We start from the raw sequence: 21,175 nt of genomic DNA, 5'->3' as shown, positions 1-21,175 counted from the left end.
AGGGGCTGCCAGCAAGGCTTACGTTTCGAGCGACCGAGATGCCACCACCGCGTCACCTGCCGTTGGGTAGTTCTGTGCCGGGCAGTCGAGAGCGAGGCTCGGCCGGCAGATCCCCCACCGGGTCCACGCTGCGGCCCCCACACCCGGTCGGGGCCGCAGAGCGGCCCGCGGGGTTCCGGAGCCCGATCACAGGAGCCGCAGCGCGAGTACGGTCACCCAGGCCCAGTCGACGAGGATCATCGCCCGTTGGATCAGTCCCGTCGACCGATGGTCCACCTCCCACGCGGTGCCGAAGGCGACCAGCAGGCCCAGCCCGGCAACCCCGCTGAGCAGGTCGTACGCCGCCCAGCCCCGCCCGCCGGGCCGGCCGAGCGACCGCCGGGCGAGAACGACGCAGGCGAGCGGCACCGACAGGAACACCACCAGGCCGAGATTGTCGTGCAGGACGTGGTGCCGACTTTGATCGGTGCCGCCGCCGCGCGAGGTGCCGGGCGGATAGCCCCGCATCGGGTCCATCACGAACGTGCCCGACAACAGCAGGCCGAGTCCGAACACGGCGACGGCGACCGGACCCCACGTTCCGGCGGGGCCCGGATGCAACGCACGGCGCATACCGACGGCGAAGGCGAGCAACAGCAGTCCGGTCAGCACGAAGTTGACGATCTGGAGCCACCCGCGCTCGCCCAGGCTCAGTGCGCTCACCGGGTGGTACGTCGGGTCGTACCCGGCCCGGGTCGCACCGTCGAGCAGGAACACCAGGATGAACAGCGCGGGAGCGGCAGCCCCGCAGGCCAGCAGAGCCCGGGTCAGGCGGCGTGCTCGCACGATTCCACCAGGATCGGGGTCAGCAGGCCCGGCGCGGCCGACTCCGCGAAGGCGACCGCGGTGGCCGCGGGAACGTCGACCGCGGCGTACCAGCCGTGCCCGGCCGCGGTGGTCGCCGCCAGGGTGGCCAGCCCGAGGCGACGTTGCAGCACCGACTGACGCACCCGCCAGCCGATGACGGCGGGGCGGGCGACGGCCGTGGTGGTGCGGCTGAGCAGGCCCGAGCGAACCACCAGGTAGTCGCCGACGATGCCGTGCCCGAGCGATCGGTACGCGATCACGGCGGCGAGCACGGCCGGCGGGAGCAGGCCGAGGCCGGCCAGCCAGATCCAGTCGGACAGCGCCGGCAGCACCGCGCCCAGCCAGAGCAGGACGACCACGCAGGCCGTGGTCGTCAGGACCGCCCAGCCGATCCGGCGGCGCAGCGCGGCGGGCGGGTGCGGGCGCAGCGGCACCCGGAACGGGTTCTGCGCCTCGTCCAGCTCCAGCACCTCGGCGGCGACCGTACGGGCCACCCGGACCGGGCCGCGCGGCAGGATGGTGGTGGCCGGGTGCATGCTCCAGATCCGCAGGCCGGTGGAGACGACGTTCGTGTCCGCCGTTCCCATCCACCGCCAGAACAGCGGTTCGGAGATCTCGATGCCCCGCACCCGGTGCTCGTCCCGGTTCACCTCCCGGGTGTTCAACAGGCCCTGGGTGGTGCGCAGGACGCTGCCGCTCGCCGTCCGCACCCGGGCGAGACGGAACTCCCAGTTCTCCGCGACGAACGCGACGGCCATGCCGAGCACGCCGAGCGTGCCGACCAGCAGCCCGACGATCACGGCCGACCACCACGGGCCGAGAGCCCGCCAGTCGAGCAGCCCGCCGACGAACCCGGCCGCGTCGACCCCGAACGCGCCGGCCGTCGCGTAACCGCCCCAGAGCAGGCCGGCCGCGGTGACCAGCGACCAGAACCCGAGGACGTTGTGCGGCAGCCAGGACCAGCGGATCCGGGCCAGGATCCGGTCGCCGGCCGGCTCGTCCGCGGCGTCCGACGTGGGATCCGGATCGCGCGGCTCGTCCCCCACCGGGGCCAGCTCCGCGCCGCCGCCGATCGCCGCCGACGTACCGGCCAGCAACCTCCGGCGCAGCTCCTCGGCGGTCGCTCGCGACACCGCGTCGAGGTGCAGCGCCTCGGAGCCGGCCGCCCCCGGCTGGCCGGTGCCGACGTTGACGACCCGGACCCCGGCGAGCCGATGCCGCAACCGGGCGGTCGTGCTCACGCTGCGGATCCGGTCGATCGGCAGCGACCGCTCCTTCCGGACCAGCAGACCCGTGCGGATCTCCACCCGCTCGTCCGTCAGCCGATAGCGGGTCTTCCACCACCGCAGGCCGTCCCGGGCCGCGTCGAACACGCCCACCGCCGCCGCCACGAGCACCGGCAGCAGAACCGCCGCGCCGGGTTCGTCGAGAAGGAGCAGCGTCAGCCCGGTCGGTGCCAGGGACAGCGCGGCGTAGAGCCCGTCGATCCAGATGACGCGGGGGTCGAGGCGACGCCACTGCGAGTCGGTGGTCATGTCGCGTCCCCCCGGGTCCGCTGGACGATCTCTGTGAGCCGCCGGGCGGTCTCGTCAGCCACCTCCAGGTCGAGCCCGACGAGTACCACCGGACCGTGCGCGGAGGCGGTGGTCACCGTCACCGTGGCGAGCCCGAGCAGCCGCTGCACCGGCCCGCGCACCGTGTCGACGGTCTGAATCCGCGAGACCGGCGCGGCCCGCCACTCGCGGACGAACCAACCCGAGACCGCGTAGACCGCCTCCGGCGTCGTCTCCCAGCGGTGCACGGCGTAACGCAGGGGCGGCACGACGGCGACGTACGCGATCGCGATCGCCACCACGGCGACCAGCAGCGGCGTCGACCACGGCCGGGCCGCATCGAGCACGGCGCGCCCGGTCGCCACTGCGGCCACCAGCGGCGCCATCGCGAGGACGGCCCGGATCGTCCACCACCAGACGGCCCGCCGGTCGACCCGGTGTCGCAGCGACCGCAACCCGATCGATCGTGCTCCTTCCGCCGGGGCCGGCGCCACCGACCGTGCCTCCACCTGCTCCGGCCGGGCCGGCGGTGGCTGCACCGGTGCCGGCTCGACCCCAGGGCTCAGGCGATTCATGGCATCTCCTCGCCGCGCTCGTCAGTGACACGAACGGAGCGAACAAGCTTCACCCGCTCCCTTATGGGTAGACGGTGCGGCGTCGGACGACGTCGCCGCATCTGCCAGCCGACCAGCCCGGCCTGGCCGCCTGGCCAGGTCCCTCAGCCTTTGGACCAGGGCCCGGCGGCCGGCTCCGTTTGTACGCTGGCGGCATGGATCGGGCTCTGCGAATCGATCCGGCCGGTCGCCGGCTGTGGTCCCCGCGTACGCCGACCGGCCCGCGTCCCGAACTCCGGCGGCGGACCGCCCGGGACTGGTTCGTCGACGCCGTCCTGTTCGGCATCGCGGTCGCCCACTGGGCCTGGACCTGGCACACCACCCCGCTGCACCACGTCGACGGCATCCCCGGATGGATGCACACCATCGACCCCTGGGTCGGTGCGGTCGCCTGCCTGAGCCTGTGGTGGCGTCGCCGGTACCCGGTGGCTCTCGGCATCGCGATGTTCGTCGTGCTGATGCTGGCCGCGACGGGTCTCGGCGCCGCGCTGGTCGTCGTGCTCACCGTCGCCGTGCACCGCAACTGGTTGCCCGCGACCCTGATCACCGGCATCCAACTGCTGCCGTCCCTGGCGTTCGGCTACGAGAACCCGCCGCCGGGCGTCACCCGGTGGGCGTACGTGACGCTGATCTGCCTGATGTACCTCGTACCGCTCGGCTGGGGGATCGCGGTGCGGGCCCGCCGGCAGCTCATCGCGAACCTGCGCCGCGAGGTCGACCGGGAACGCCGCGACCAGCAGCAACGGCTGGACGGCGCCCGCCGCGCCGAACGCGAGCGCATCGCCCGGGAGATGCACGACGTCCTCGCCCACCGCATCTCGCTGATCTCGGTGCACGCCGGAGCGTTGGCGTACCGCACGGCGCAGGCCGACGCGGGCGCGGGCGCGGCGCTGAACGCCGCCGAGGTGGGCGGCGCGATCGAGGTCATCCGGGACAACGCCCGGCAGGCACTGACCGAGCTGGGGGACGTGCTGGCCGTGCTGCGGACCGGCGCCGAGGACGACACCGAGCCGGAGAGCAGCGATCTCCACCAGGACGGTCGCCGGCCCCAGCCCGACGAGGGCCGGGCCCAGCCGACCGGCCGCAACGCGCCGCAGCCCCGACTCGCCGACCTCGGCCGGCTGGTGAGCGAGGCGCAGGCGGCGGGGCAGCGGGTGCGGTTCGAGTTCGTCTGCGCACCCGGCGCCGCCGAGTCCTTGCAGCCCGCCTTGCAGCGCACCGTGTACCGCACCGTGCAGGAGGGACTCACCAACGCCCGCAAACACGCCGGTCAGGCCGAGGTGGCGGTGCGGGTGGAGGTCACCCCGGCCACCGGGATCGTCGCCACCGTCAGCAACCCGCTCCCACCCGAGAGCACCGCCGCCACGATCCCGGGCGCCGGCGCCGGTCTCACCGGACTCGCCGAACGGCTCGCCATCGACGGGGGCGTCATCGAACACGGGGTGACCGACGGAACATTTCGGCTGACGACTCGGCTACCGTGGCCGCTATGACCGGCGGCGTGACGATCCGGGTGCTGCTCGTTGACGACGACGCCCTGGTCCGGACCGGTCTGCGACTGATGTTCGGCGGAGCACCCGACATCCAGGTCGTCGGGGAGGCGGCCGACGGCGCGGACGTCGCCGACGCCGTCACCCGGCTGCGCCCGGACGTGGTCCTGATGGACGTACGCATGCCGGTGCTCGACGGCATCGCGGCGACCCGGGCGATCGCCGCCCGGACCGGACACCGCCCCGAAGTCATCGTGCTGACCACCTTCGACGCCGACGAGACGATCCTCGACGCGCTGCGCAACGGCGCGGCGGGCTTCCTGGTCAAGCACACCCCGCCCGAGCGGATCGTCGACGCGGTCCGCCGCGCCGCCGCCGGCGAGCCGGTCCTGTCACCGACCGCCGCCCGCACCCTGCTGCAGCACGTGGCCGGCGACGTCCGGCACCCGCCGGACGGCCGCCGCCAGCAGGCCCGGGAGCGGTTCGGTCGACTCTCCGAACGGGAGCGGGAGGTCGCCGCCGCCGTGGCGGAGGGGCTGACCAACGCCGAGATCGCCGACCGGTTGTTCATGTCGGTCGGCACCGTCAAGGCACACGTCTCCAGCGCCCTGACGAAACTGGACCTGGCCAACCGGATCCAGCTCGCGCTGCTCGCCCACGACGCGAGCGACGACGGGGGCCCGCAGTGGTGACCCGACGGCGACCCTGAGCGCGCCGCTGGCAGGATGCAGTGAGCAGCGCTTTCGCATCCCTGGAGGAACACGATGGCATCCTCGCCGGCCCGGATCTTCGCCGAGCTGAACGCGGTACGGCCACCGGATCAGGCACGTCCGGTCATGGGTACGGCCGTCGTGGTCGGTGGCAGCGTCGCCGGTCTGTTGGCCGCGCGGGTGTTGTCGGACTTCGCGGAGAGCGTCGTCATCATCGACCGCGACGACCTGCACGCGACGGGCGCGCGACCCGGCGTGCCGCAGGGGACCCAGCTGCACGCGCTGCTGCCCGGCGGATTCCTCCAGCTCGAACAGCTGTTCCCGGGTTTCCGCGACGAGGCCGTGCAGCGGGGCGCGATCGAGGCGCCGCCGGCGAGCAGGCGCAACTACCTCGACGGCCGCATGAAGGTCGTCGTACCCGACGACGCGGACAGCCTGGCCGGCACCCGACCGTTCCTGGAGGGGCTGATCCGCCGGCGGGTACTCCGGCTACCCAACGTCAAGACGGTGGCCGCCCGGGCCACGGGCCTCGTCTTCGACGCCGCCGCGGCCACCGGAGTCCAGGTGGACGTCGACGGCGTGCCCGGCATCGAGAACGCCGACCTCGTCGTGGACGCAATGGGACGTGCGAGCCGGCTCTCCGACTGGCTGGCGCAGGCGGGCTGGGAGCGGCCCGCCACCCGACGGATGACGGTCAACCTGAACTACGCGACGGCGATGTTCCGGCGACGCGAGGCGAACCCGGAGCCCGCTCTCGTCCTGGCCCTGCACAGCCCCCGCGTCTCCTCGGACGTGGCGGGCGCCGCGTACTTCGCCGTGGAGGGCGACCGGTGGATGGCCATGATGGCCGGCTACGGGGACAACCGCCCGGGACGCACCGCCGAGGACTTCGTCCGCCGGATGCGTGAACAGTTCCCGCCGGAGTTCGGCGCGGTCGCCGGGAACGAGCTGCTCGGCGACGTCCAGACGTACCACCACGCCGACAGCCGGCGGCGTGACTTCCGCGCGTTGACGCGCTTCCCCGCCCGGCTCGTCAGCGTCGGCGACGCCGTGGCGTCGTTCAACCCGGTGTACGGGCAGGGCATCACCGCCGCCACCCTGCACGCCGCCTGCCTGTCGACGTACCTGCGGTCGAAGCCCGACCTCAGCGAACCCGCGCGGGAGTTCTTCGCCCTGCAGGAGGTGGTGGTCGACGCCGCCTGGTCGACGTCGACCTCCGCCGATCTCGCGCTGCCGCACGTCCACGGCCCCTATCCGCGCGCCTACCGGCTCCGTAGCTGGGTCAGCGGGCAGATCGTCGCGGCAACCGTCACGGATGTGGCGGTCGCCCGGCGATTCAACAAGGTCGTCTCCATGCGGGAGCACCCGAACTCGCTGGTCACCCCGGGCGTGATCCTGGGTGCCCTGCGGGCCAACCGACGGGCTCGCTGAGCAGGTCAGCGCGGCGAGACGTACGCCAACGGCAGCGCCGTGGACTGTCCCTCCCACGATCCGGTCAGCCGGCTGCCGGGCAGGTCGAGGTGCTCCCCGACGCGCCGGAGCACCGCCAGCTCGACCGCTTCACCGACGATCCGGCTCGGGTCGCCCTCCTCCACCCGCAGGACCGGGTTGACCTCGGGTACGACGGCCGTCCGGGGACCCGCCACGGCGATCGTCATGCTCGGTGCCCGTACCTCGCGCACACCGTCCACCTCGAAGTACTCCTGCACCTGACCCGCTCCGGTCAGCACGGCCGTGGCGAGGGCCGCGGCGTAGACCGGGTCGCCGCAGGCGTCGTAGACCCAGCGTCGCCCGAGGACCGAGTGCTCACAGGTGCCGACGAGCCACTGCTGAGCCCCGTCCAGCGGTGCGCCGCGGTAGGTCAGCGGCACCTGGTGGACCGGCCCGGCTCCGGCGCGTACCAGCAGGGTCTCGATCCCGACCTCGCCCGCCGGATCGTCGAAGCGGTACGCGGCGACCCGCTCCACCTCGGCGCCCGGCTCCCCCTCGAACCAGGGGCGGTCGGGCAGCCAGGCGGCCAGGAGTTCGAGCTTCGTGGGGCGTACTTCCGCCCGGTGCAGCAATGCCATGTGCCGGATCATAGGGAGGCCCGCGCGGAGGGTGCCGCCCCGGGCAGGGCGGCGCGTGCCGCGCTCACCACTCCCGGGCGGCCTGCCGGATCGCGTCGCGGACCCGGGTCACCTCCGGGCGGAGTGTGGTGTTCGCCCGCTGGGCGATGAATCCGGTGTTGATGGGCGGGTCCTCCGGTTCGAGCAGGGCGACCAGGGCGCCCGTTGCCAGCTCGTCGGCGCAGAGGTAGCGCGGCAGCACCGTGACGCCCGCGCCCGCCACCGCCGCGGCCAGCACGGCGCGCAGGTCGGGCACCACGAGCGCGGGTTGCGTGGTCAGCCGCTGGCGGAACACGTGACGCCAGTAGCGGCGCAGGATCGGCACGTCCTCCGCGTAGCTGATCAGTGGTACGCCGTCGAGGGCGGCGGCGTCGTCCGGGCCGAGGGAGCCGACGCGTGCCCGCCACGCCGGCGCGCCGACCAGCACGAACTCCTCGTCCATCAGCGCGGCCGCCAGCACGGAGCGCCCGCGCGGCCGGATCGCGGAGAGCACGAGGTCGAAACGCCCGGCGCGCAGGCCGTCGAGCAGGTCGTCGGCGAGTCCCGGGGTGACCCGCAGTCGTACGCCGTCGGCGACGAGCGGCGCGAGGACCGGCAGGATCCGGATGGCCAGCATCTCGGCGGGGCCACCCAGGTGCACCGGCTCGGTGGGTGCCGCCGCGTCCCGGTCGGCCACCATGGCCAGTTCGTCCAGCGGGGCCGAGATCCGGGCGGCCAGGTCGGCGGCGACGGCGGTCGGGACGACCCCGCGGGGTAGCCGTTCGAACAGCTGGCGGTCCAGTTGCTGTTCGAGCGCACGGATCTGGCCCGTCACGGTGGGCTGCGCGAGCCCGAGACGGCGGGCGGCCTCGGTGAGGGAACCGGCCCGGTAGACGGTCAGGAAGGTGCGCAGCTGGGTGAGGTCCAGCTGCCTCGAACCATCGGAATTCTTGGGTACCACACCGGTAATCCTATTGGTTGGCTGAGCGCACACCGGCCTACCGTCGGGCCCGTGAACAGGCGCGATCACCCGCGCGCGCCGACAAGGTCTCCGGGTTCTGGACCCGGAACGAGCAGACGGAGCGAGTTGAAGTGGCAAAGATCTTGTTCGTCATGACGGGCGCCGACCACTGGACGCTGGCCGACGGTGAAGAGCATCCCACCGGCTTCTGGGCCGAGGAGTTCGCCGCCCCGTACCGCGCGCTCACCGAGGCCGGGCACGAGGTGACCGTCGCCACGCCCGGCGGGGTGGTCCCGACCGTCGACCGGGTCAGTCTGGCGCCCGAGTTCAACGGCGGCCAGCAGGGCGCCGAGGCGGTCGCCGGGGTGCTCGATGGCGCGGAGGCCCTGCGCCGACCGGTGGCGCTGGCCGACGTCGACCCCGCCGACTACGCGGCGGTCTTCTACCCCGGCGGACACGGCCCGATGGAGGACCTCTCCGGCGATCCCCGGTCCGCCCGGGTGATCACCGAGACGCTGGACTCCGGCCGGCCCCTGGCCCTGGTCTGCCACGGCGTGGCGGCCCTGCTGGCGACCGAGGGTCCGGACGGTGTCTCGCCGCTGCGTGGCTACCGGCTCACCGGGTTCACCAGGACCGAGGAGACCCAGACCGGGTTCGCCGACCGCGCCGAGTGGCTGCTCCAGGACCGGCTGGTCGCGCTCGGCGCGCACTTCACCGAGGCCCCGGCGTGGTCGTCGCACGTCGTGACCGACCGCAACCTCCTGACCGGCCAGAACCCCGGCTCCTCCGCCGAGCTGGCCACCGCTCTGCTCGGCCGGCTCGGCCCGGCCTGACCGTCGCACCCCGAAGGATTCGGAACACATGTCACTGATTTTGATCACCGGCGCCTCCGACGGGCTGGGTCGTGCCCTGGCCGAAGAGCTCGCGGCCGACGGTCGGCACCAGCTGCTGCTGCACGGGCGCGACGCCGACCGGCTCGCCGAGGTCGCGCGGACCACCGGCGGCGTTGCACTGCGGGCCGACTTCGCCGCGCTCGACGAGGTGAAGCGCCTCGCCGCGGAGGTCACGCGGGAGCACGGCCGGCTGGACGTCCTCGTCAACAACGCCGGTGTCGGCTTCCACGTGGACGGCACGACCCGTCACCTCTCCCGCGACGGGTACGAACTACGCCTCGCCGTCAACTACCTCGCACCCGTGCTGCTCACCCGGGAACTGCTCCCACTGCTGCACGGGAGCGCGGCGGGGCGGGTGGTGAACGTGGCCTCGATCGGCCAGCAGCCGATCGACTTCGACGATCCGCAGTTCGCCCGCGACTTCCACGAGCCGGCTGCCTACAGCCGCTCCAAGCTCGCGTTGATCTGCCACACCCTGGATCTCGCTGACGGGCTCGCCGGCAGTGGTGTCACCGCGAACAGCGTCCACCCGGCGGCGTACATGCCGACGAGCATGTCGAGGCGCTCCGGAATGGGGTTCGTCGACACCTTGGAGAAGGGGGTCTCCGCCGTGCGCCGCCTGGTCGACGGAGTTGAGCTGGCGGGGGTGACCGGCCGCTACTTCGACAGCGGGGAGGAGGCGCGCGCTGCGGCGGAGGCCTATGACCCGGCCTACCGGCGGCGGCTGCGGGCGTTGACCCACGACCTGCTGGTCAACTTCTGACCCGGCCGCCGCCGGTCGCACCGGTGGGCGGGATCTTGGACGTATCAGGCCCTTCCGGGGGCCCGATACGTCCAAGCTCCAGGGCCGGTTTGCTAATCCCGCAACTCGGTTTGCGATCGCCGCCGCGCTGACGCACCGTGGGGCGCATGAACGAGATCTCTTGGGATGTGGCGGTGATCGGCGGCGCGAGCGCGGGGCTGAGCGCCGCGCTGATGCTGGGCCGAGCCCGTCGCCGCGTAATCGTCATCGACGCCGCCGCGCCACGAAACAGATTCGCCGCGCACATGCACGGCCTCCTCGGCCACGACGGCCGGCCCCCGGCGGACCTGCTGGCCGACGGACGGCGCGAGGTCGAGTCCTACGGCGGCAGGATCATCACCGCGACGGCGACGCGGACGCGTCGAGACGGCGACGGGTTCGCCGTCGAGACCGCCGACGGTGAGGTGGTACGCGCCCGCAAACTCCTGGTGACGACCGGAGCCCGCGACGAGCTTCCCGACCTCGACGGCCTGGCCGAACGCTGGGGCCGAGGCGTCGCGGTCTGCCCCTACTGCGACGGATACGAGGTTCGGGACCAGCGGATCGGCATCCTCGCCACCGGTCCGGGCAGCGAGTTCCAGGCGCAGCTGCTGCGACAGTGGTCACCATCGATCAGCTACCTGGCGGACGCCGTCGGCGGACCCGGCGGCGAGACCCGAGACGCGTTCGACGCCCGAGGCATCCACGTCGAGGAGGGCCCGGTACGGCGCGTCGTCTCCCGGAACGACCGGATCGCCGGCGTGGAGATGGCCGACGGCCGCCTCATCGAACTGGACGCGATCTTCACCATTCCGCGCCTGGTGCCCCGGGACGAGCCATTGCGACAGCTCGGGGCGGAGCGGACGGAGCACCCGTGGGGTTCGTTCGTGACCGTCGACGAGAACGGACAGACCAGCGTCGACGGCGTCTGGGCGGCCGGAAACGTGGTGAACGCGATGGCGAACGTTGCCGTCTCGATCGGCGCGGGCGCGGTCGCCGCCGGAGCGATCAACCACGCGCTGGTCCTCGACGACGTCCGCCGCGCCGTCTCCGCCGTCGCGCCGGCCCCGGCCGAATCCGAGTAGCCGCGTCGCCCCGCAGCTTGTCGCCCCGAGGCGCGCCGCCACCGGAAACCCGGTGCCCACGGCCTGGAAGAGATCGCACCCAGGCTGCGTTCGCCCGGTGACCGGTCGGCGGATCCACCGCAGGGGCATCTCTGACCGAAAGGCAACGACCATGGACCTGTTCACACCAACCACCCTGGGCGTCCTGAACCTGAGGAATCGCCTGATCATGGCGCCGATGACCCGGCTTCGCGCCGACGCGGCGGGAGTGCCGACCGACCTCCAGGCCACGTACTACGCCCAGCGGGCCGGGTTCGGACTCGTCGTCACCGAGGGCACCTATCCCAGCCCCGAGTCACGCGCCTATCCACACCAGCCGGGCATCGTCACCGCACAGCAGCGCGACGGCTGGAGACACGTCGCCGACGCGGTCCACGCCAACGACGGCCGGATCGTCCTGCAACTCATGCACGCCGGACGCGTCTCCCACCCCGACGTCACCGGAACGGACCGGATCGTCGCACCCAGCGCCGTACCGCTCGGCGGGGACGGGCACACCGCTCACGGCAAACGGGCCTACCCCACGCCACACGCGCTCTCGCCGGCCGAGCTGGCGGTCGTACGCGACGAGTTCGTGGCCGCGGCCCAGCGAGCGATCGACGCCGGACTCGACGGTGTCGAGCTGCACGCCGGGAACGGGTACCTGCTGCACCAGTTCCTCGCACCCAGCGCGAACCACCGCACCGACGAGTACGGCGGCAGCCCGCGAGCGCGGGCACGCTTCGTGGTCGAGGTCGCCGCGGCCGTGGCCCAGCAGATCGGCGGATCGCGGGTCGGCATCCGGCTTACCCCCGCGGTCAACATCCAGGGAGCCCTGGAGACCGATCCCGCGGACCTACGCGCGACGTACGACGCGCTGGCCGACGGGCTCGCGCCGCTCGGCCTCGCCTACCTCAGCGTCGTGCACCCCGAGCCGGCGTCGGCACTCGTCCAGCGGCTGCGGGCCCGCGTCGGCGCGCCGCTCGTCGTGAACACCGGCTTCTCCACCACCAGCACCCAGGAACGGGCGGCGGCGACGGTCGCCGCCGACGTCGCCGAGGCGGTGGCCGTCGGCCGCCCGGCGATCGCGAACCCCGATCTCGTCGAGCGCTGGCGCAACGACCTGCCCGAGACCGAGCCGGACCCGGCGACGTTCTACGGCGGAGACGCCACCGGCTACACCGACTACCCGCCCTGCCGGACGGTGGTGCCGAGCTGAGGTCGGGGGCGGCCCCGGGTCCGGTGGCCGTATCCAGTCAGGGCCCGCCCGGTCTTGCGGCGGGCACCGGGATCACGGGCGGATCGGGCGGGTCGACCACTCGGCGGCGAGTTCCCGTGGATCGCCGGTCCGGAACTCGGGTGGCTCGTGCAGCAGGAAGTCCCGGTGGCTGATGTTCCAGGCGTACGCGCCGGCCATGCCGAAGACCAGCACGTCGCCGACGCCGATCAGGCCCGCCGAGGTGGACCGGGACAGCACGTCCTTCGGCGTGCAGAGCTGCCCGACGACGGTGACCGGACCACCGTCGGTGCGAGGGCCGGTCGCACCGCGCCGGCGGTGCACGGTGAACGGTTGCGGGTGTCCCTTCGCCGCCGGGGTACGCAGGTGGTGTGTTCCGCCCGCCACGACCACGAACCAAACGCCTTCCGACCGCTTCACGTCGATCACCTCGGTCAGGTACGCCCCGCAGTAGGCGGTCAACGACCGGCCCGGCTCGATCCGCAGCCGCACCCGCGGATGGGCGTCGAGGAGACCGGCCAGCGTCCGCCCGTACCCGGCCCAGTCGAACCGGCTGCTCGGGCGCAGATAGTCCACCGCCATGCCGCCGCCGACGTCGACCTCCGTCGCGCCGAGCTCGGTCACCGACCAGCGGAGCACGTCGGCGGCGACCGCGCCGGCGAGTGGGGCGTCGAGCCCGCTGGCGAGGTGGGCGTGCACCCCGAGCACCTCGACGCCGGCGGGCGGCCGGCGGGCGCACTCGACCGCGTCGGCCGGATCCATGCCGAACGGGCTGGGTCGCCCGCCCATCACCAGGCTCGCGCCGGGCGCCGCGACGGGCAGGTTGACCCGCAGCAGCACCCGCGCCGGTCGTCGCGCGGCCACGGCCAGCGCGCCGAGCCGTCGCAGCTCGGCCGGCGACTCGACGTGGATGCGGTGCACCCCGGCCGCGAGAGCGGCGGTGAGGTCCTCGTCCGTCTTGCCCGGCCCCGCGTACGCCGCCGCCCGCCGCTCGGGCAGCACCTCGGCCAGCCTGCGCAGCTCACCACGGCTGGCGGTCTCGAACCCGTCCACGAGCGGCGCCAGGGTACGCAGCACGTCCGGCTCCGGGTTCGCCTTGACCGCGTAGAGCAGCTCGACCCGGTGCGGCAACGCGTCCCGCAGCGACCGGACGTGCGCCGCCAGCGCGTCGAGGTCGTGGACGTAGACCGGCCGGGTCATCGTGCCCCGCCGAACGGGTTCGGCACCGGAACGAACGGGGCGGCCCGGTCGGCGTCGCGCCGCCACCGGACGAGCAGGTTCGCCTTCGCGGTCAACGGTTCTCCCCGCAGCAACCCGCGTAGCTCCGGTGGATCGCCGAGGTCGGCGGCGACGGCGGTGACGACGGCCCGCACCTCCCGCCACAGCTGGGGCTCGATCCCGGCCAGCCCGTCGGCGAGCGCGCCGCAGATCCCCGCCAGGTGGTTGACGAAGAGGCAGTAGACGACCCGTCGGCGGGCGGCCTGCGGGCCGTAGCCGGCCTGCGGCGGAACGCCGTCCGGCCAGACCGTCCACCGTTCGGTGTCCAGCTTCACGCCCTCCAGGTCCCGCAGCAGCATCCGCACCGGCCTGCGGTCCTGGTCGAGCAGCACTACGACGTTCTGCAGGTGCGCCTCGTGCACCACGCCGTGCGCGAGCCACGAGCGCAGCACCGCCGGGACGAGCAGCCGGACGTACGCCCGCCACCAGGCCACCGGCTCGGGCGGGGTCAGCGGTGCGGCGGCGAGCGCGGCCGCCAGCACGGGGGTCTCCCCGGACCGCAGGTGCGGGCGCAGCCCGGTGCGCAGGATCGATCCGTAGGCCTCGTCCGCGCCCGGCGCGTCGACGGTGCGGTAGGCGGGTTCGGTGAGCAGGGCGACGCCGGGCGGCAACGGTATCCGGGACAACAGGCCGGTCAGGGCGACCGCGCCGCTGAGCTCGTACCGCGCGTTCTTGCGCAGGCAGTTGGTGATGCGCACGTGCAGGCTGGTCTTGACGAACAGGTCGGCGGCGGGGGAATAGAGGGTGCGTACGCTCGCCGTGGGTCGCACCGGAACGCCGGCCGCGCCGAGCCGGCGCAGCGGGGCGGGCGGGGGGACCAGGCTCAGCTGCCACGGGTGTACGGGCAGCACCCGGTGCCCGGCCGGCGGTCGGGGCGGATCGAGGGCCGCCAGGAGCGGGTCGACGGGGCCGGCGTCGGCGACCAGCTCGTCCGGGACCGCGAGCCAGTGCAGCTGGAACGCGGTGCGTAGCTCCGGGGCGTAGCACCGCCAGGTCTCCGGGTCGCCGCTGCGCCACTTCGGGGCGGGATGGTGCGGGTGGCCGAAGACCAGCGACTGTTCGGAGTCCACGTAGCTGTCGACGGCGGCTTCACCGGTCGGGGTCGGGTCCTGCGCCGGCCGCTCGGCCAGCAGCCGTGCCACCGCGTCCCGGCTGGCCCGCACCTGATCGAGGAACTCCTCGTTGACCTGGCCGGTGCGCGCGGTCAGTTCCGCCGCGACGAGATCGGCCAACTGGATCGGGTCCAGCTTCTCCCACCGCTGCTCACCGACCTGCCGCTGCACCGGACCCGCGTACCGGTGCGCGCCGAGCGGCGAGCGGCGCGTGACGGCGCAGCGCAGCGTCACGTCGAGGTGCCGTAGCCGCAGCCGCGCCTCGCGGTCGGTCGCGGTCGCGTCGCCGTCGGGCAGCGCGAGCTCGCGCAGGACGCAGCCGAAGACGGCGTGCGCGGCGGAGAGGTCGGCCCGCCGGTCGGTGTCGAGGTGCCGCCGGGTGCGCAGTCGGGTGCCCGTCATCGCGTCTCCCGCAGGTAGTTCGGGCCGGTCCGCCGGTAGTACTTGTTGACGTCGGCACAGCCGAGGCGCTGCTTGGGCAGGAGGGTGCCGGCGGTGACCATCGCCTTGACCGGGAGCCGGGCGGCCCGCAACACCCGCTCGGTGAACATCCGCGACGTGGCCGCGGCCCCCCACCGGTCCCGGGCCGCGGCCAGCCGGGACGTCAACGCCTGCGCCGGCGTCGGGACCCGTACCCCCCGGGCGGCGAGCGCGATCAGCGGCGCGGCCGCGGCCAGGTGGAGTGTGATGGTGATGAACACGTCGGCGAGCTCCTGTGGATCACGTGCCCACATCCGTTCGTCGCGCAGCGTCAGCCGGTCGGGACCGCGGTGGCGGGGGTCCAGCCGCGCCCCGTCGTTGTCCTTGTAGAGCAGACCGACCGTCCCGTCGCCGTGCAGCAGGAGGTGGATGTTCTGCGGGTGCGCCTCGAGGGCCACCCCGTACCGTAGCCACAGGCAGACGTGCCAGTCGAGCAGCAGGTCCAGATAGGACGCGAGCAGCGCCTCGGGGTCACCCGGGCTGACCCGTTCGAGCACCGTGCCCGCGACGGGGTCCGGGGCGGCGAGCGCCGCGACCGGGACCACCCGCACGTCGGCCAGGTCGCGGGGGAAGCGGCGCAGCAGGAAGCTGCGCCGGTCGTCGTCGCCGACCCGCCCGTAGGTCCCCTCGTCGGCGTGCCGGATCCGGCCGGCGAAGGCCGGTTCGGCGGCGGCGGTCCGGTCGAGCAGACCAGCGATCGCGGCGCCGTCGGCGAGGGTGTCCGGGTGCAGCATCCGGCGGTTGCGCGCGCCGAGGGTCGCCGTCGGCAGCGGCAGCTTCAGATGCGTGTACGGATCGTCCGCGAGCGCCACGGTCCGCATGGAGAGGGTGGGCCGCACGTGCACGGGCGGCGGGTCGACCAGGGGCAGTGCGTTGCGGGCGGCGGTGAGCGGATGGACCGGCACCAGGATCGTCTCCGGGTGCGGGGAGCGCGGCCACCAGGCGGGAAGCTCACCGGTGAGCCGCAGCGCCGCCGCCGGAGTGGGACTCCAGCGCAGCGCGAAGCGGGGCGCGTGTTCGGGCGCGTAGCGGCGCAGCTCGTCGTCGCCGAGCCCGTGCCGGCAGCGGTCGGTGGGGTAGATCGGATGCCCGGCGTACGCGGCGAGCACCTCGTCGAGCATCGCGGCCGGCATCCCCGTGGGCGCGGCGGCCAGCTCGGCGGCGATCGAGGCGAACACCCGGGGCCGGGCGCGGGCGGCGAGCCGGCGTGCCCGCAGGTCCGCCCGGCACTCGTCGGTGAAGACCGCCCAGCCCGCCTCGGCCTCCGCGTCGTCCTGCGGCGCCAACAAGGTGAGCAGCCCGTCCACGGTGTCCACGCGGTACCCGTCGCCGCTGGCGGGCTCGACGTGCAGCACGGGAGCGGCGCTGCGGAGAAGCTGTTGGAAGCCGTCCGCGCGGACCGGGATCCGGAGCAGCCCGTCGCGGTGCGGAGCCTCCCACCACTGCCCGCCCCGCGGCCTGCCGTTGCTGGTCAGGCCGAGATGGTCCTCGCGTAGCAGCGCGTCGAGCACCCGGGAGAAGACCTCCCGCTCGCTGTCGTCGGTCATCCGTCGATCGTCCACCGCAGATCGCGTCGGAAGGCGGTCAGCGCGGCCCGGACCGCGTCCCGGTCGGGGCCGATGCCGTGCAGCACCGCGAGGTAGTCGCGGTTGGTGCCGGTGCGTTCGGCGACACCGCCGACCTCGCGCAGCGGCCGGCAGCCGAGCCGGACACCGTCGTGGACGGTGTCGATGCGGCCGGGGGCGGCGGCGAGCCGTCCCGACCGGTCGGCGCAGACGTACTCGACGCGGGCGTACCTGTCGACGGCGGCCGGGTCCGGCAGGGTGAGGGCGCTCAGGGGCTCACCGAGGTGCAGCCGGATGACGTGTTCGAACAAGGGCACGCCGAGCAGCTCGGCGAGGATCAGGTCCATCCGGTCGCCGATCAGACGGTAGTTCACCTCGATCAGCCGTACCCGGCCGTCCTGCACGACGTACTCGGTGTGGCAGGCGCCGAAGCCGACGCCGAGCGCGTCGAGCCGGGTGCGGAGCTGGGCGTGGTCGGTGTCCGGCGGGGGCGACCAGTCGAGGCTCAGCTCGGTGAAGGTCGGCGGCGGGCCGAGGCCGGTACGCCATCCGCCGAGGAGCGCCCGCCCGTTCGCGTCGCCGAGGGTGTCGTAGGTGCGCAGCTCCCCGTCGAGGTACTCCTCGACGACCAACGCGACCTCCGGCCGCCGGCTGCGGATCTCCGCGATCCGGGCGGTCAGCTCGTCGCGCTCCGCCACCAGGTAGACGTCCTCGCTGGCGACCCCGTCGCGGGGCTTCACCACGGCCGGGAACAGGTCGTCGGGTGTCGCGGGCAGCGCGCCCGGGTCGACGGGCACGGTGCGTACCACGTCGAGCCCCCGGTCGGCGATCACCTGGCGGGCGGCGGCCTTGTCCTTGCAGGTCCGGGCGGATCGGGGATCCTTGCCGGGCAGTCCGAGCGTGCCCGCGGCAATCGCGGTCGCCTCCTGGAGGTGGTCGCTGTTGGAGAGCAGGGCTAGCGCTCGGGTGGCTGCGGCGGCCACGGCCGCCGGGTCGCGGACCGCGCACCGCGCGACCGGCACCCCGGCGGGCCACTGGTCGGGACGGTCGGTCAGCACGGTGACCGGCAGCCCGAGCCGGGCGGCGGCGGGCAGGAACCCGTCCAGGACCGCGTCGGTGGGGTTCAACGCGGTGAGGTACAGCGGCATCCGGCCTCCGTCGATGCAACGAGTCGAGAACGTCTTCGCCTAGCGCGCCGGCCCGGCGGTGCGGGGCCGCGCGTCGAGGGCCGCACCGGTCTCGCGCTCCGGCCGGTGCTCTCGGCTGTCCGGCGGGGAGTGCCGGCGTTCGGCGCGGTGCAGCAGCCCCGCGGCGACCAGGCCGCCCACCAGGACGGCGACGGCCCCCACGCTCTGGCCGGTCTTCAGCGCGGCGCCGAAGGCGGCGACGACGGTCTCCCGGTGCGGCCCGTCGGCGGCGGCGAGGGCGGCCGGGAACGAGCCGGCGCCGGCCAGCGCGGCCGGCAGCAAGGCGGTGAACCGTGCGTTGAGCACGGCGCCGAGCACGGCGATGCCGAGGCTGCTGCCGACTTCCGTCATGGTGCCGTCGACGCCGGCGCCGGCGCCGGCCTTCTCCGCCGGGATGGCGCTCATCACCGCCTCTACGATCGCCGGGTTCGCCACGGCGCAACCCGTGCCCATCACGAGCAGACCGCAGAGCAGCGTCCCGTAGCCGTCGGGCGGGCCGTGGGTGACGAGGGCGAGGCCGCCCGCGAGCAGCGCCATGCCGAGCGCGATGGCCGCCGGACGGCCGAGCCGGCGGATCCACGCCGTGGCGACACCACTGACGTTGAGCACCACGATGGAGAGTGCGAACGGCGCCATCCGCAGACCCGCCTCCCAGGCGGGGTAGCCGCGGACGAACTGCAGGTGCTGGGTGAGCAGGAAGAGCGCGCCGGTCGCGCCGAAGGTGATGAGCACGACGCCGCAGACCGCGCCGACGAAGCGCTGGTCCCGGAAGAAGTGCATGTCCAGCATGGGTGCGCTGACCCGGCGTTCCCAGCCGACGAAGACCCCGAGCAGGAGCACTCCGCCGACGGCCGCACCGACCACCTCGGTCGAGGCCCAGCCCCGCTCGGGTCCGGCGATGATCGACCAGACGACCGCGGTGAGCCCGGCGATCGAGAGCGACGCCCCGACCAGGTCGGGGCGTCCGCCGGCCCGGTCGCGGGACGCGGGTACGAGGGCCCGCGCGGCGACCAGGCAGACCAGCACGACCGGCAGGTTCATCAGGAAGATGGCGTTCCACGGCAGGTGGGCCAGGACGGCCCCGCCGATCGGCGGTCCGGCGGCGAAGCCCAATGCGCTGGTGGCCGCCCAGATGCCGATCGCGCGGGGCCGTTCGGCCGCGTCGAAGACCTGCATCGCCACGGCGAGGGTGGCGGTGACCAGCAGGGCGCCGCCGACACCCATCCCGGCCCGGGCCGCGATCAGCTGCTCGCTGCTGCGGGCGAGCCCGGCGGCGAGTGAGCCGAGCCCGAACAGGAGGAGCCCGGCGAGCAGCATTCGCCGGCGTCCGTACCGGTCGGCGGCGCTGCCGGCGGTGAGCAGCAGCCCGGAGAGGACCAGGGCGTACGCGTTGATGATCCACTGAATGTCGGCGGTGCTCGCCCGCAGTTCGGCGGTGAGGACCGGCACCGCCACGGTCAGCACGGTGTTGTCCAGCACCACGACGAGTTGGGCGAGACAGAGCACGGCGAGGACCAGCCAGCGGCCGGCTGCCGGCCGCGTGACCGGTTCCGGGCCGGCGGTTCGGGCAACGCTCACGCGGCGGCCGTCGCGGCACCGGCCGGGCCGTGCACGTGTCGCGCTCGTCCGGGCCGGTGGTGGGCGCGGCGGGCGTCGGGGGCGTCCGTCACGTGGCTCTCCAGTAGCCGAGCGAGGTGAGTTGCCGTCGGTCGACGCCGAGGGCGCGCCGGATGTGCCGGCTGATGCTGCGGGTGCTGGCCGCCTCGCAGGCCACCCAGTAGTGGGCGGTGTCGCTGCCGGAGAGCGCGGCGCAGACGGTCTCCACCAGGTGCTGACCGCCGTCGCGGCGCGGCACCCAGGTCACGTCGTGGTGCAGACGGGCCCGAGGCGTGAGCGCCTGCTCGCCCTCGTGGGCGTACTCCAGCCAGATCGTCGCCGGGATGTCGGCGGCCGTGTCGAGCAGGCTGTTCACCGCCGGCAGGGAGGCGGCATCCCCGACCAGGTAGAGATGCTCCGGCGCGGGGTCCGGGAGTTCGAAGGCGCTGCCCTGCACGGTCGCGTCGATGGTGTCGCCGATCTTCGCGGTGGTCGCCCACCGGGCGGCGCAGCCGTCGTGCAGCGCGAACTCGAGACCGAACCGGCCGGTCGTGGGGTCCGGGTCGACCAGTGTGTACGCGCGCTGGTGCGCGCGGCCGCCGTCGTCGAACCAGAGGCGGATCCACATGGTGGGGTGCACGCCGCAGGTCTCCAGCAGCCCACCGTCGTCGACGATCAGTCGCTGGTAGTGCCCGTGGACGGACTCGGTGGCGCGCACGGTAAGCCGAAAGTCCCGGCCGCCCATGGCCCGGAGCACCACAGCTTCCCAGTTACGTTTCACGCGCCCTCCAGTTAAGGTCAGCCTTAGTTAGGTCAGGCTAACCTAATGCCGCGCCGGACGGAACGCCGGCCCACACCTCGGCGCCCGCGCGACGACGACCCGGGTCTCGCCCTCACGGACCACCCGAGCCGGCGTCGACCGCCGCTCAGCCGATCCACCTCACCTCACCCAAGGACAGGGCACCATGACCTACCAGGAGAAGATCCACGACCTCGGCGAGCTGTCACTCGTGACCGTGAACCCGGACGCGCACGCGGACCTGCTGCACGCCTGGGTCAGCCGACCCCGCAACTCGTTCTGGGGAATGGGCACGCACAGCGTCGAGCAGGTACGCGAGATCTACGAGTTCATCGACGGCCTGCCGACCCATCACGCGTACCTGATCACGATCGACGATGAGCCGGTCGGGCTGTTCCAGACCTACCAGCCCGACGCGGACCCGGTCGGCGAGCGGTACGACGTCCAGCCCGGCGACATCGGAATCCACCTGCTGCTCAGCCCCACCCGCCGCTACCTGCGGGGCCTCACCACCGCGATCGGTCCCGCCCTCGCCCGGTTCCTGTTCGCGGATCCGACCGCCCGGCGGATCGTCGTCGAACCCGACGTACGCAACCACCGGGCCCTGCACCGGCTGGAGATCGAAGGGTTCGTCCTCGGCCCCGAGATCGACCTGCCGGAGAAGCGCGCCCAGCTCGCCTTCCTCGACCGCGCCCGCTTCGAGGCGACGCAACGCGCGCACGCCGGATGACGTACGGGGACGTGGTGCACACCCCGCCGGTCGTGCACCACGTCCGCACGGTCAGCGCCGCGCCGCCCTTTGGGCGGCGTTGCTTTCTGAGTCATCAGCCGATCGGATGGCCGAAGGTGATGATCGGCTATTTCCATGTGCGACGGACACCCC

Annotated in this window: 19 protein-coding genes; 8 read left to right on the top strand and 11 right to left on the bottom strand. The window is 73.7% G+C overall.

The features are described 5' to 3' along the window. Positions 1-186: 186 nt before the first annotated feature. Genes D7044_RS02485 through D7044_RS02475 form a run of 3 tightly spaced genes read right to left on the bottom strand, consistent with a single transcriptional unit; the run spans position 187 to position 2,974 of the window. Positions 187-825, bottom strand: a complete 639-nt coding sequence (locus tag D7044_RS02485) for a DUF998 domain-containing protein (RefSeq protein WP_120687813.1) — start codon at positions 823-825, stop codon at positions 187-189. After that, positions 807-2,381 (bottom strand): PH domain-containing protein, encoded by a 1,575-nt coding sequence (locus tag D7044_RS02480; RefSeq protein ID WP_120687812.1) that lies wholly within the window; start codon positions 2,379-2,381, stop codon positions 807-809. Before D7044_RS02480 ends, D7044_RS02485 begins: the two co-directional genes overlap by 19 nt. Continuing rightward, positions 2,378-2,974: a PH domain-containing protein gene (locus D7044_RS02475; protein WP_120687811.1), complete on the bottom strand. Its 597-nt coding sequence runs from the start codon at positions 2,972-2,974 to the stop codon at positions 2,378-2,380. Before D7044_RS02475 ends, D7044_RS02480 begins: the two co-directional genes overlap by 4 nt. 194 nt (positions 2,975-3,168) lie before the next feature. Here D7044_RS02475 and D7044_RS02470 point away from each other — a divergent pair, with 194 nt between their 5' ends. The 3 genes from D7044_RS02470 (at position 3,169) to D7044_RS02460 (ending at position 6,644) form a co-directional block, all read left to right on the top strand. After that, the gene (locus tag D7044_RS02470) at positions 3,169-4,506 is read left to right on the top strand and encodes a sensor histidine kinase (protein ID WP_120687810.1); all 1,338 of its coding nucleotides are present in this window, start codon (positions 3,169-3,171) and stop codon (positions 4,504-4,506) included. Further along, on the top strand, positions 4,503-5,195 hold the full coding sequence (locus D7044_RS02465) for a response regulator (RefSeq protein WP_120687809.1): 693 nt from the start codon (positions 4,503-4,505) through the stop codon (positions 5,193-5,195). Before D7044_RS02470 ends, D7044_RS02465 begins: the two co-directional genes overlap by 4 nt. A gap of 72 nt (positions 5,196-5,267) precedes the next feature. Then, positions 5,268-6,644 carry an FAD-dependent oxidoreductase gene (locus tag D7044_RS02460; RefSeq protein WP_120687808.1) on the top strand — a complete coding sequence of 459 codons (1,377 nt, stop codon included), beginning with the start codon at positions 5,268-5,270 and terminating at the stop codon, positions 6,642-6,644. Between the two features lie 5 nt (positions 6,645-6,649). Here D7044_RS02460 and D7044_RS02455 read toward each other — a convergent pair whose 3' ends face one another. Further along, the gene (locus D7044_RS02455) at positions 6,650-7,282 is read right to left on the bottom strand and encodes a CG0192-related protein (RefSeq protein WP_120687807.1); all 633 of its coding nucleotides are present in this window, start codon (positions 7,280-7,282) and stop codon (positions 6,650-6,652) included. Positions 7,283-7,346: 64 nt separating this feature from the next. Further along, positions 7,347-8,261 (bottom strand): LysR family transcriptional regulator, encoded by a 915-nt coding sequence (locus D7044_RS02450; protein WP_120687806.1) that lies wholly within the window; start codon positions 8,259-8,261, stop codon positions 7,347-7,349. Positions 8,262-8,392: 131 nt separating this feature from the next. Here D7044_RS02450 and D7044_RS02445 point away from each other — a divergent pair, with 131 nt between their 5' ends. The 4 genes from D7044_RS02445 (at position 8,393) to D7044_RS02430 (ending at position 12,257) form a co-directional block, all read left to right on the top strand. Next, positions 8,393-9,094, top strand: a complete 702-nt coding sequence (locus tag D7044_RS02445; RefSeq protein ID WP_120687805.1) for a type 1 glutamine amidotransferase domain-containing protein — start codon at positions 8,393-8,395, stop codon at positions 9,092-9,094. A gap of 28 nt (positions 9,095-9,122) precedes the next feature. After that, the gene (locus tag D7044_RS02440) at positions 9,123-9,917 is read left to right on the top strand and encodes an SDR family NAD(P)-dependent oxidoreductase (protein WP_120687804.1); all 795 of its coding nucleotides are present in this window, start codon (positions 9,123-9,125) and stop codon (positions 9,915-9,917) included. Positions 9,918-10,063: 146 nt separating this feature from the next. Further along, positions 10,064-11,020 (top strand): NAD(P)/FAD-dependent oxidoreductase, encoded by a 957-nt coding sequence (locus tag D7044_RS02435; protein ID WP_120687803.1) that lies wholly within the window; start codon positions 10,064-10,066, stop codon positions 11,018-11,020. A 151-nt stretch (positions 11,021-11,171) separates the two neighbouring features. After that, positions 11,172-12,257 (top strand): alkene reductase, encoded by a 1,086-nt coding sequence (locus D7044_RS02430; protein ID WP_120687802.1) that lies wholly within the window; start codon positions 11,172-11,174, stop codon positions 12,255-12,257. Positions 12,258-12,329: 72 nt separating this feature from the next. On the opposite strand, the gene D7044_RS02425 is transcribed toward D7044_RS02430, so the two are convergent. The 6 genes from D7044_RS02425 to D7044_RS02400 form a co-directional block, all read right to left on the bottom strand. Continuing rightward, positions 12,330-13,475: an alanine racemase gene (locus tag D7044_RS02425; protein ID WP_120687801.1), complete on the bottom strand. Its 1,146-nt coding sequence runs from the start codon at positions 13,473-13,475 to the stop codon at positions 12,330-12,332. Continuing rightward, positions 13,472-15,067: an IucA/IucC family protein gene (locus D7044_RS02420; RefSeq protein WP_120687800.1), complete on the bottom strand. Its 1,596-nt coding sequence runs from the start codon at positions 15,065-15,067 to the stop codon at positions 13,472-13,474. The genes D7044_RS02425 and D7044_RS02420 overlap by 4 nt, the downstream gene beginning before the upstream one ends. Then, entirely contained in the window at positions 15,064-16,692 is a 1,629-nt protein-coding gene (locus D7044_RS02415) for an IucA/IucC family protein (protein WP_120687799.1), read from the bottom strand. The genes D7044_RS02420 and D7044_RS02415 overlap by 4 nt, the downstream gene beginning before the upstream one ends. Further along, entirely contained in the window at positions 16,689-17,858 is a 1,170-nt protein-coding gene (locus D7044_RS02410) for an ATP-grasp domain-containing protein (protein ID WP_120687798.1), read from the bottom strand. Before D7044_RS02410 ends, D7044_RS02415 begins: the two co-directional genes overlap by 4 nt. 39 nt (positions 17,859-17,897) lie before the next feature. Then, complete coding sequence (locus tag D7044_RS02405; protein WP_120687797.1) at positions 17,898-19,475, bottom strand: MFS transporter; 1,578 nt, start codon at positions 19,473-19,475, stop codon at positions 17,898-17,900. 88 nt (positions 19,476-19,563) lie between these two features. Further along, positions 19,564-20,274, bottom strand: a complete 711-nt coding sequence (locus tag D7044_RS02400; RefSeq protein ID WP_120687796.1) for a siderophore-interacting protein — start codon at positions 20,272-20,274, stop codon at positions 19,564-19,566. Between the two features lie 184 nt (positions 20,275-20,458). Between D7044_RS02400 and D7044_RS02395 the strand changes: the two genes are divergently transcribed. Next, complete coding sequence (locus D7044_RS02395; protein ID WP_120687795.1) at positions 20,459-21,022, top strand: GNAT family N-acetyltransferase; 564 nt, start codon at positions 20,459-20,461, stop codon at positions 21,020-21,022. The last annotated feature ends 153 nt before the right edge of the window (positions 21,023-21,175 follow it).

The organism is Micromonospora musae, assembly GCF_003626635.1.
Taxonomy (GTDB): Bacteria; Actinomycetota; Actinomycetes; order Mycobacteriales; family Micromonosporaceae; genus Micromonospora; species Micromonospora musae.
This window is presented reverse-complemented; position numbering and strand designations above follow the sequence as displayed.

What these genes read in the sequence shown, in the direction of transcription:
- D7044_RS02480 (WP_120687812.1), bottom strand. Translation starts at nt 2,381, where the DNA reads ATGACCACCGACTCGCAGTGGCGTCGCCTCGACCCCCGCGTCATCTGG.
- D7044_RS02475 (WP_120687811.1), bottom strand. Translation starts at nt 2,974, where the DNA reads ATGAATCGCCTGAGCCCTGGGGTCGAGCCGGCACCGGTGCAGCCACCG.
- D7044_RS02470 (WP_120687810.1), top strand. Translation starts at nt 3,169, where the DNA reads ATGGATCGGGCTCTGCGAATCGATCCGGCCGGTCGCCGGCTGTGGTCC.
- D7044_RS02465 (WP_120687809.1), top strand. Translation starts at nt 4,503, where the DNA reads ATGACCGGCGGCGTGACGATCCGGGTGCTGCTCGTTGACGACGACGCC.
- D7044_RS02460 (WP_120687808.1), top strand. Translation starts at nt 5,268, where the DNA reads ATGGCATCCTCGCCGGCCCGGATCTTCGCCGAGCTGAACGCGGTACGG.
- D7044_RS02455 (WP_120687807.1), bottom strand. Translation starts at nt 7,282, where the DNA reads ATGGCATTGCTGCACCGGGCGGAAGTACGCCCCACGAAGCTCGAACTC.
- D7044_RS02440 (WP_120687804.1), top strand. Translation starts at nt 9,123, where the DNA reads ATGTCACTGATTTTGATCACCGGCGCCTCCGACGGGCTGGGTCGTGCC.
- D7044_RS02435 (WP_120687803.1), top strand. Translation starts at nt 10,064, where the DNA reads ATGAACGAGATCTCTTGGGATGTGGCGGTGATCGGCGGCGCGAGCGCG.
- D7044_RS02430 (WP_120687802.1), top strand. Translation starts at nt 11,172, where the DNA reads ATGGACCTGTTCACACCAACCACCCTGGGCGTCCTGAACCTGAGGAAT.
- D7044_RS02425 (WP_120687801.1), bottom strand. Translation starts at nt 13,475, where the DNA reads ATGACCCGGCCGGTCTACGTCCACGACCTCGACGCGCTGGCGGCGCAC.
- D7044_RS02420 (WP_120687800.1), bottom strand. Translation starts at nt 15,067, where the DNA reads ATGACGGGCACCCGACTGCGCACCCGGCGGCACCTCGACACCGACCGG.
- D7044_RS02415 (WP_120687799.1), bottom strand. Translation starts at nt 16,692, where the DNA reads ATGACCGACGACAGCGAGCGGGAGGTCTTCTCCCGGGTGCTCGACGCG.
- D7044_RS02410 (WP_120687798.1), bottom strand. Translation starts at nt 17,858, where the DNA reads ATGCCGCTGTACCTCACCGCGTTGAACCCCACCGACGCGGTCCTGGAC.
- D7044_RS02395 (WP_120687795.1), top strand. Translation starts at nt 20,459, where the DNA reads ATGACCTACCAGGAGAAGATCCACGACCTCGGCGAGCTGTCACTCGTG.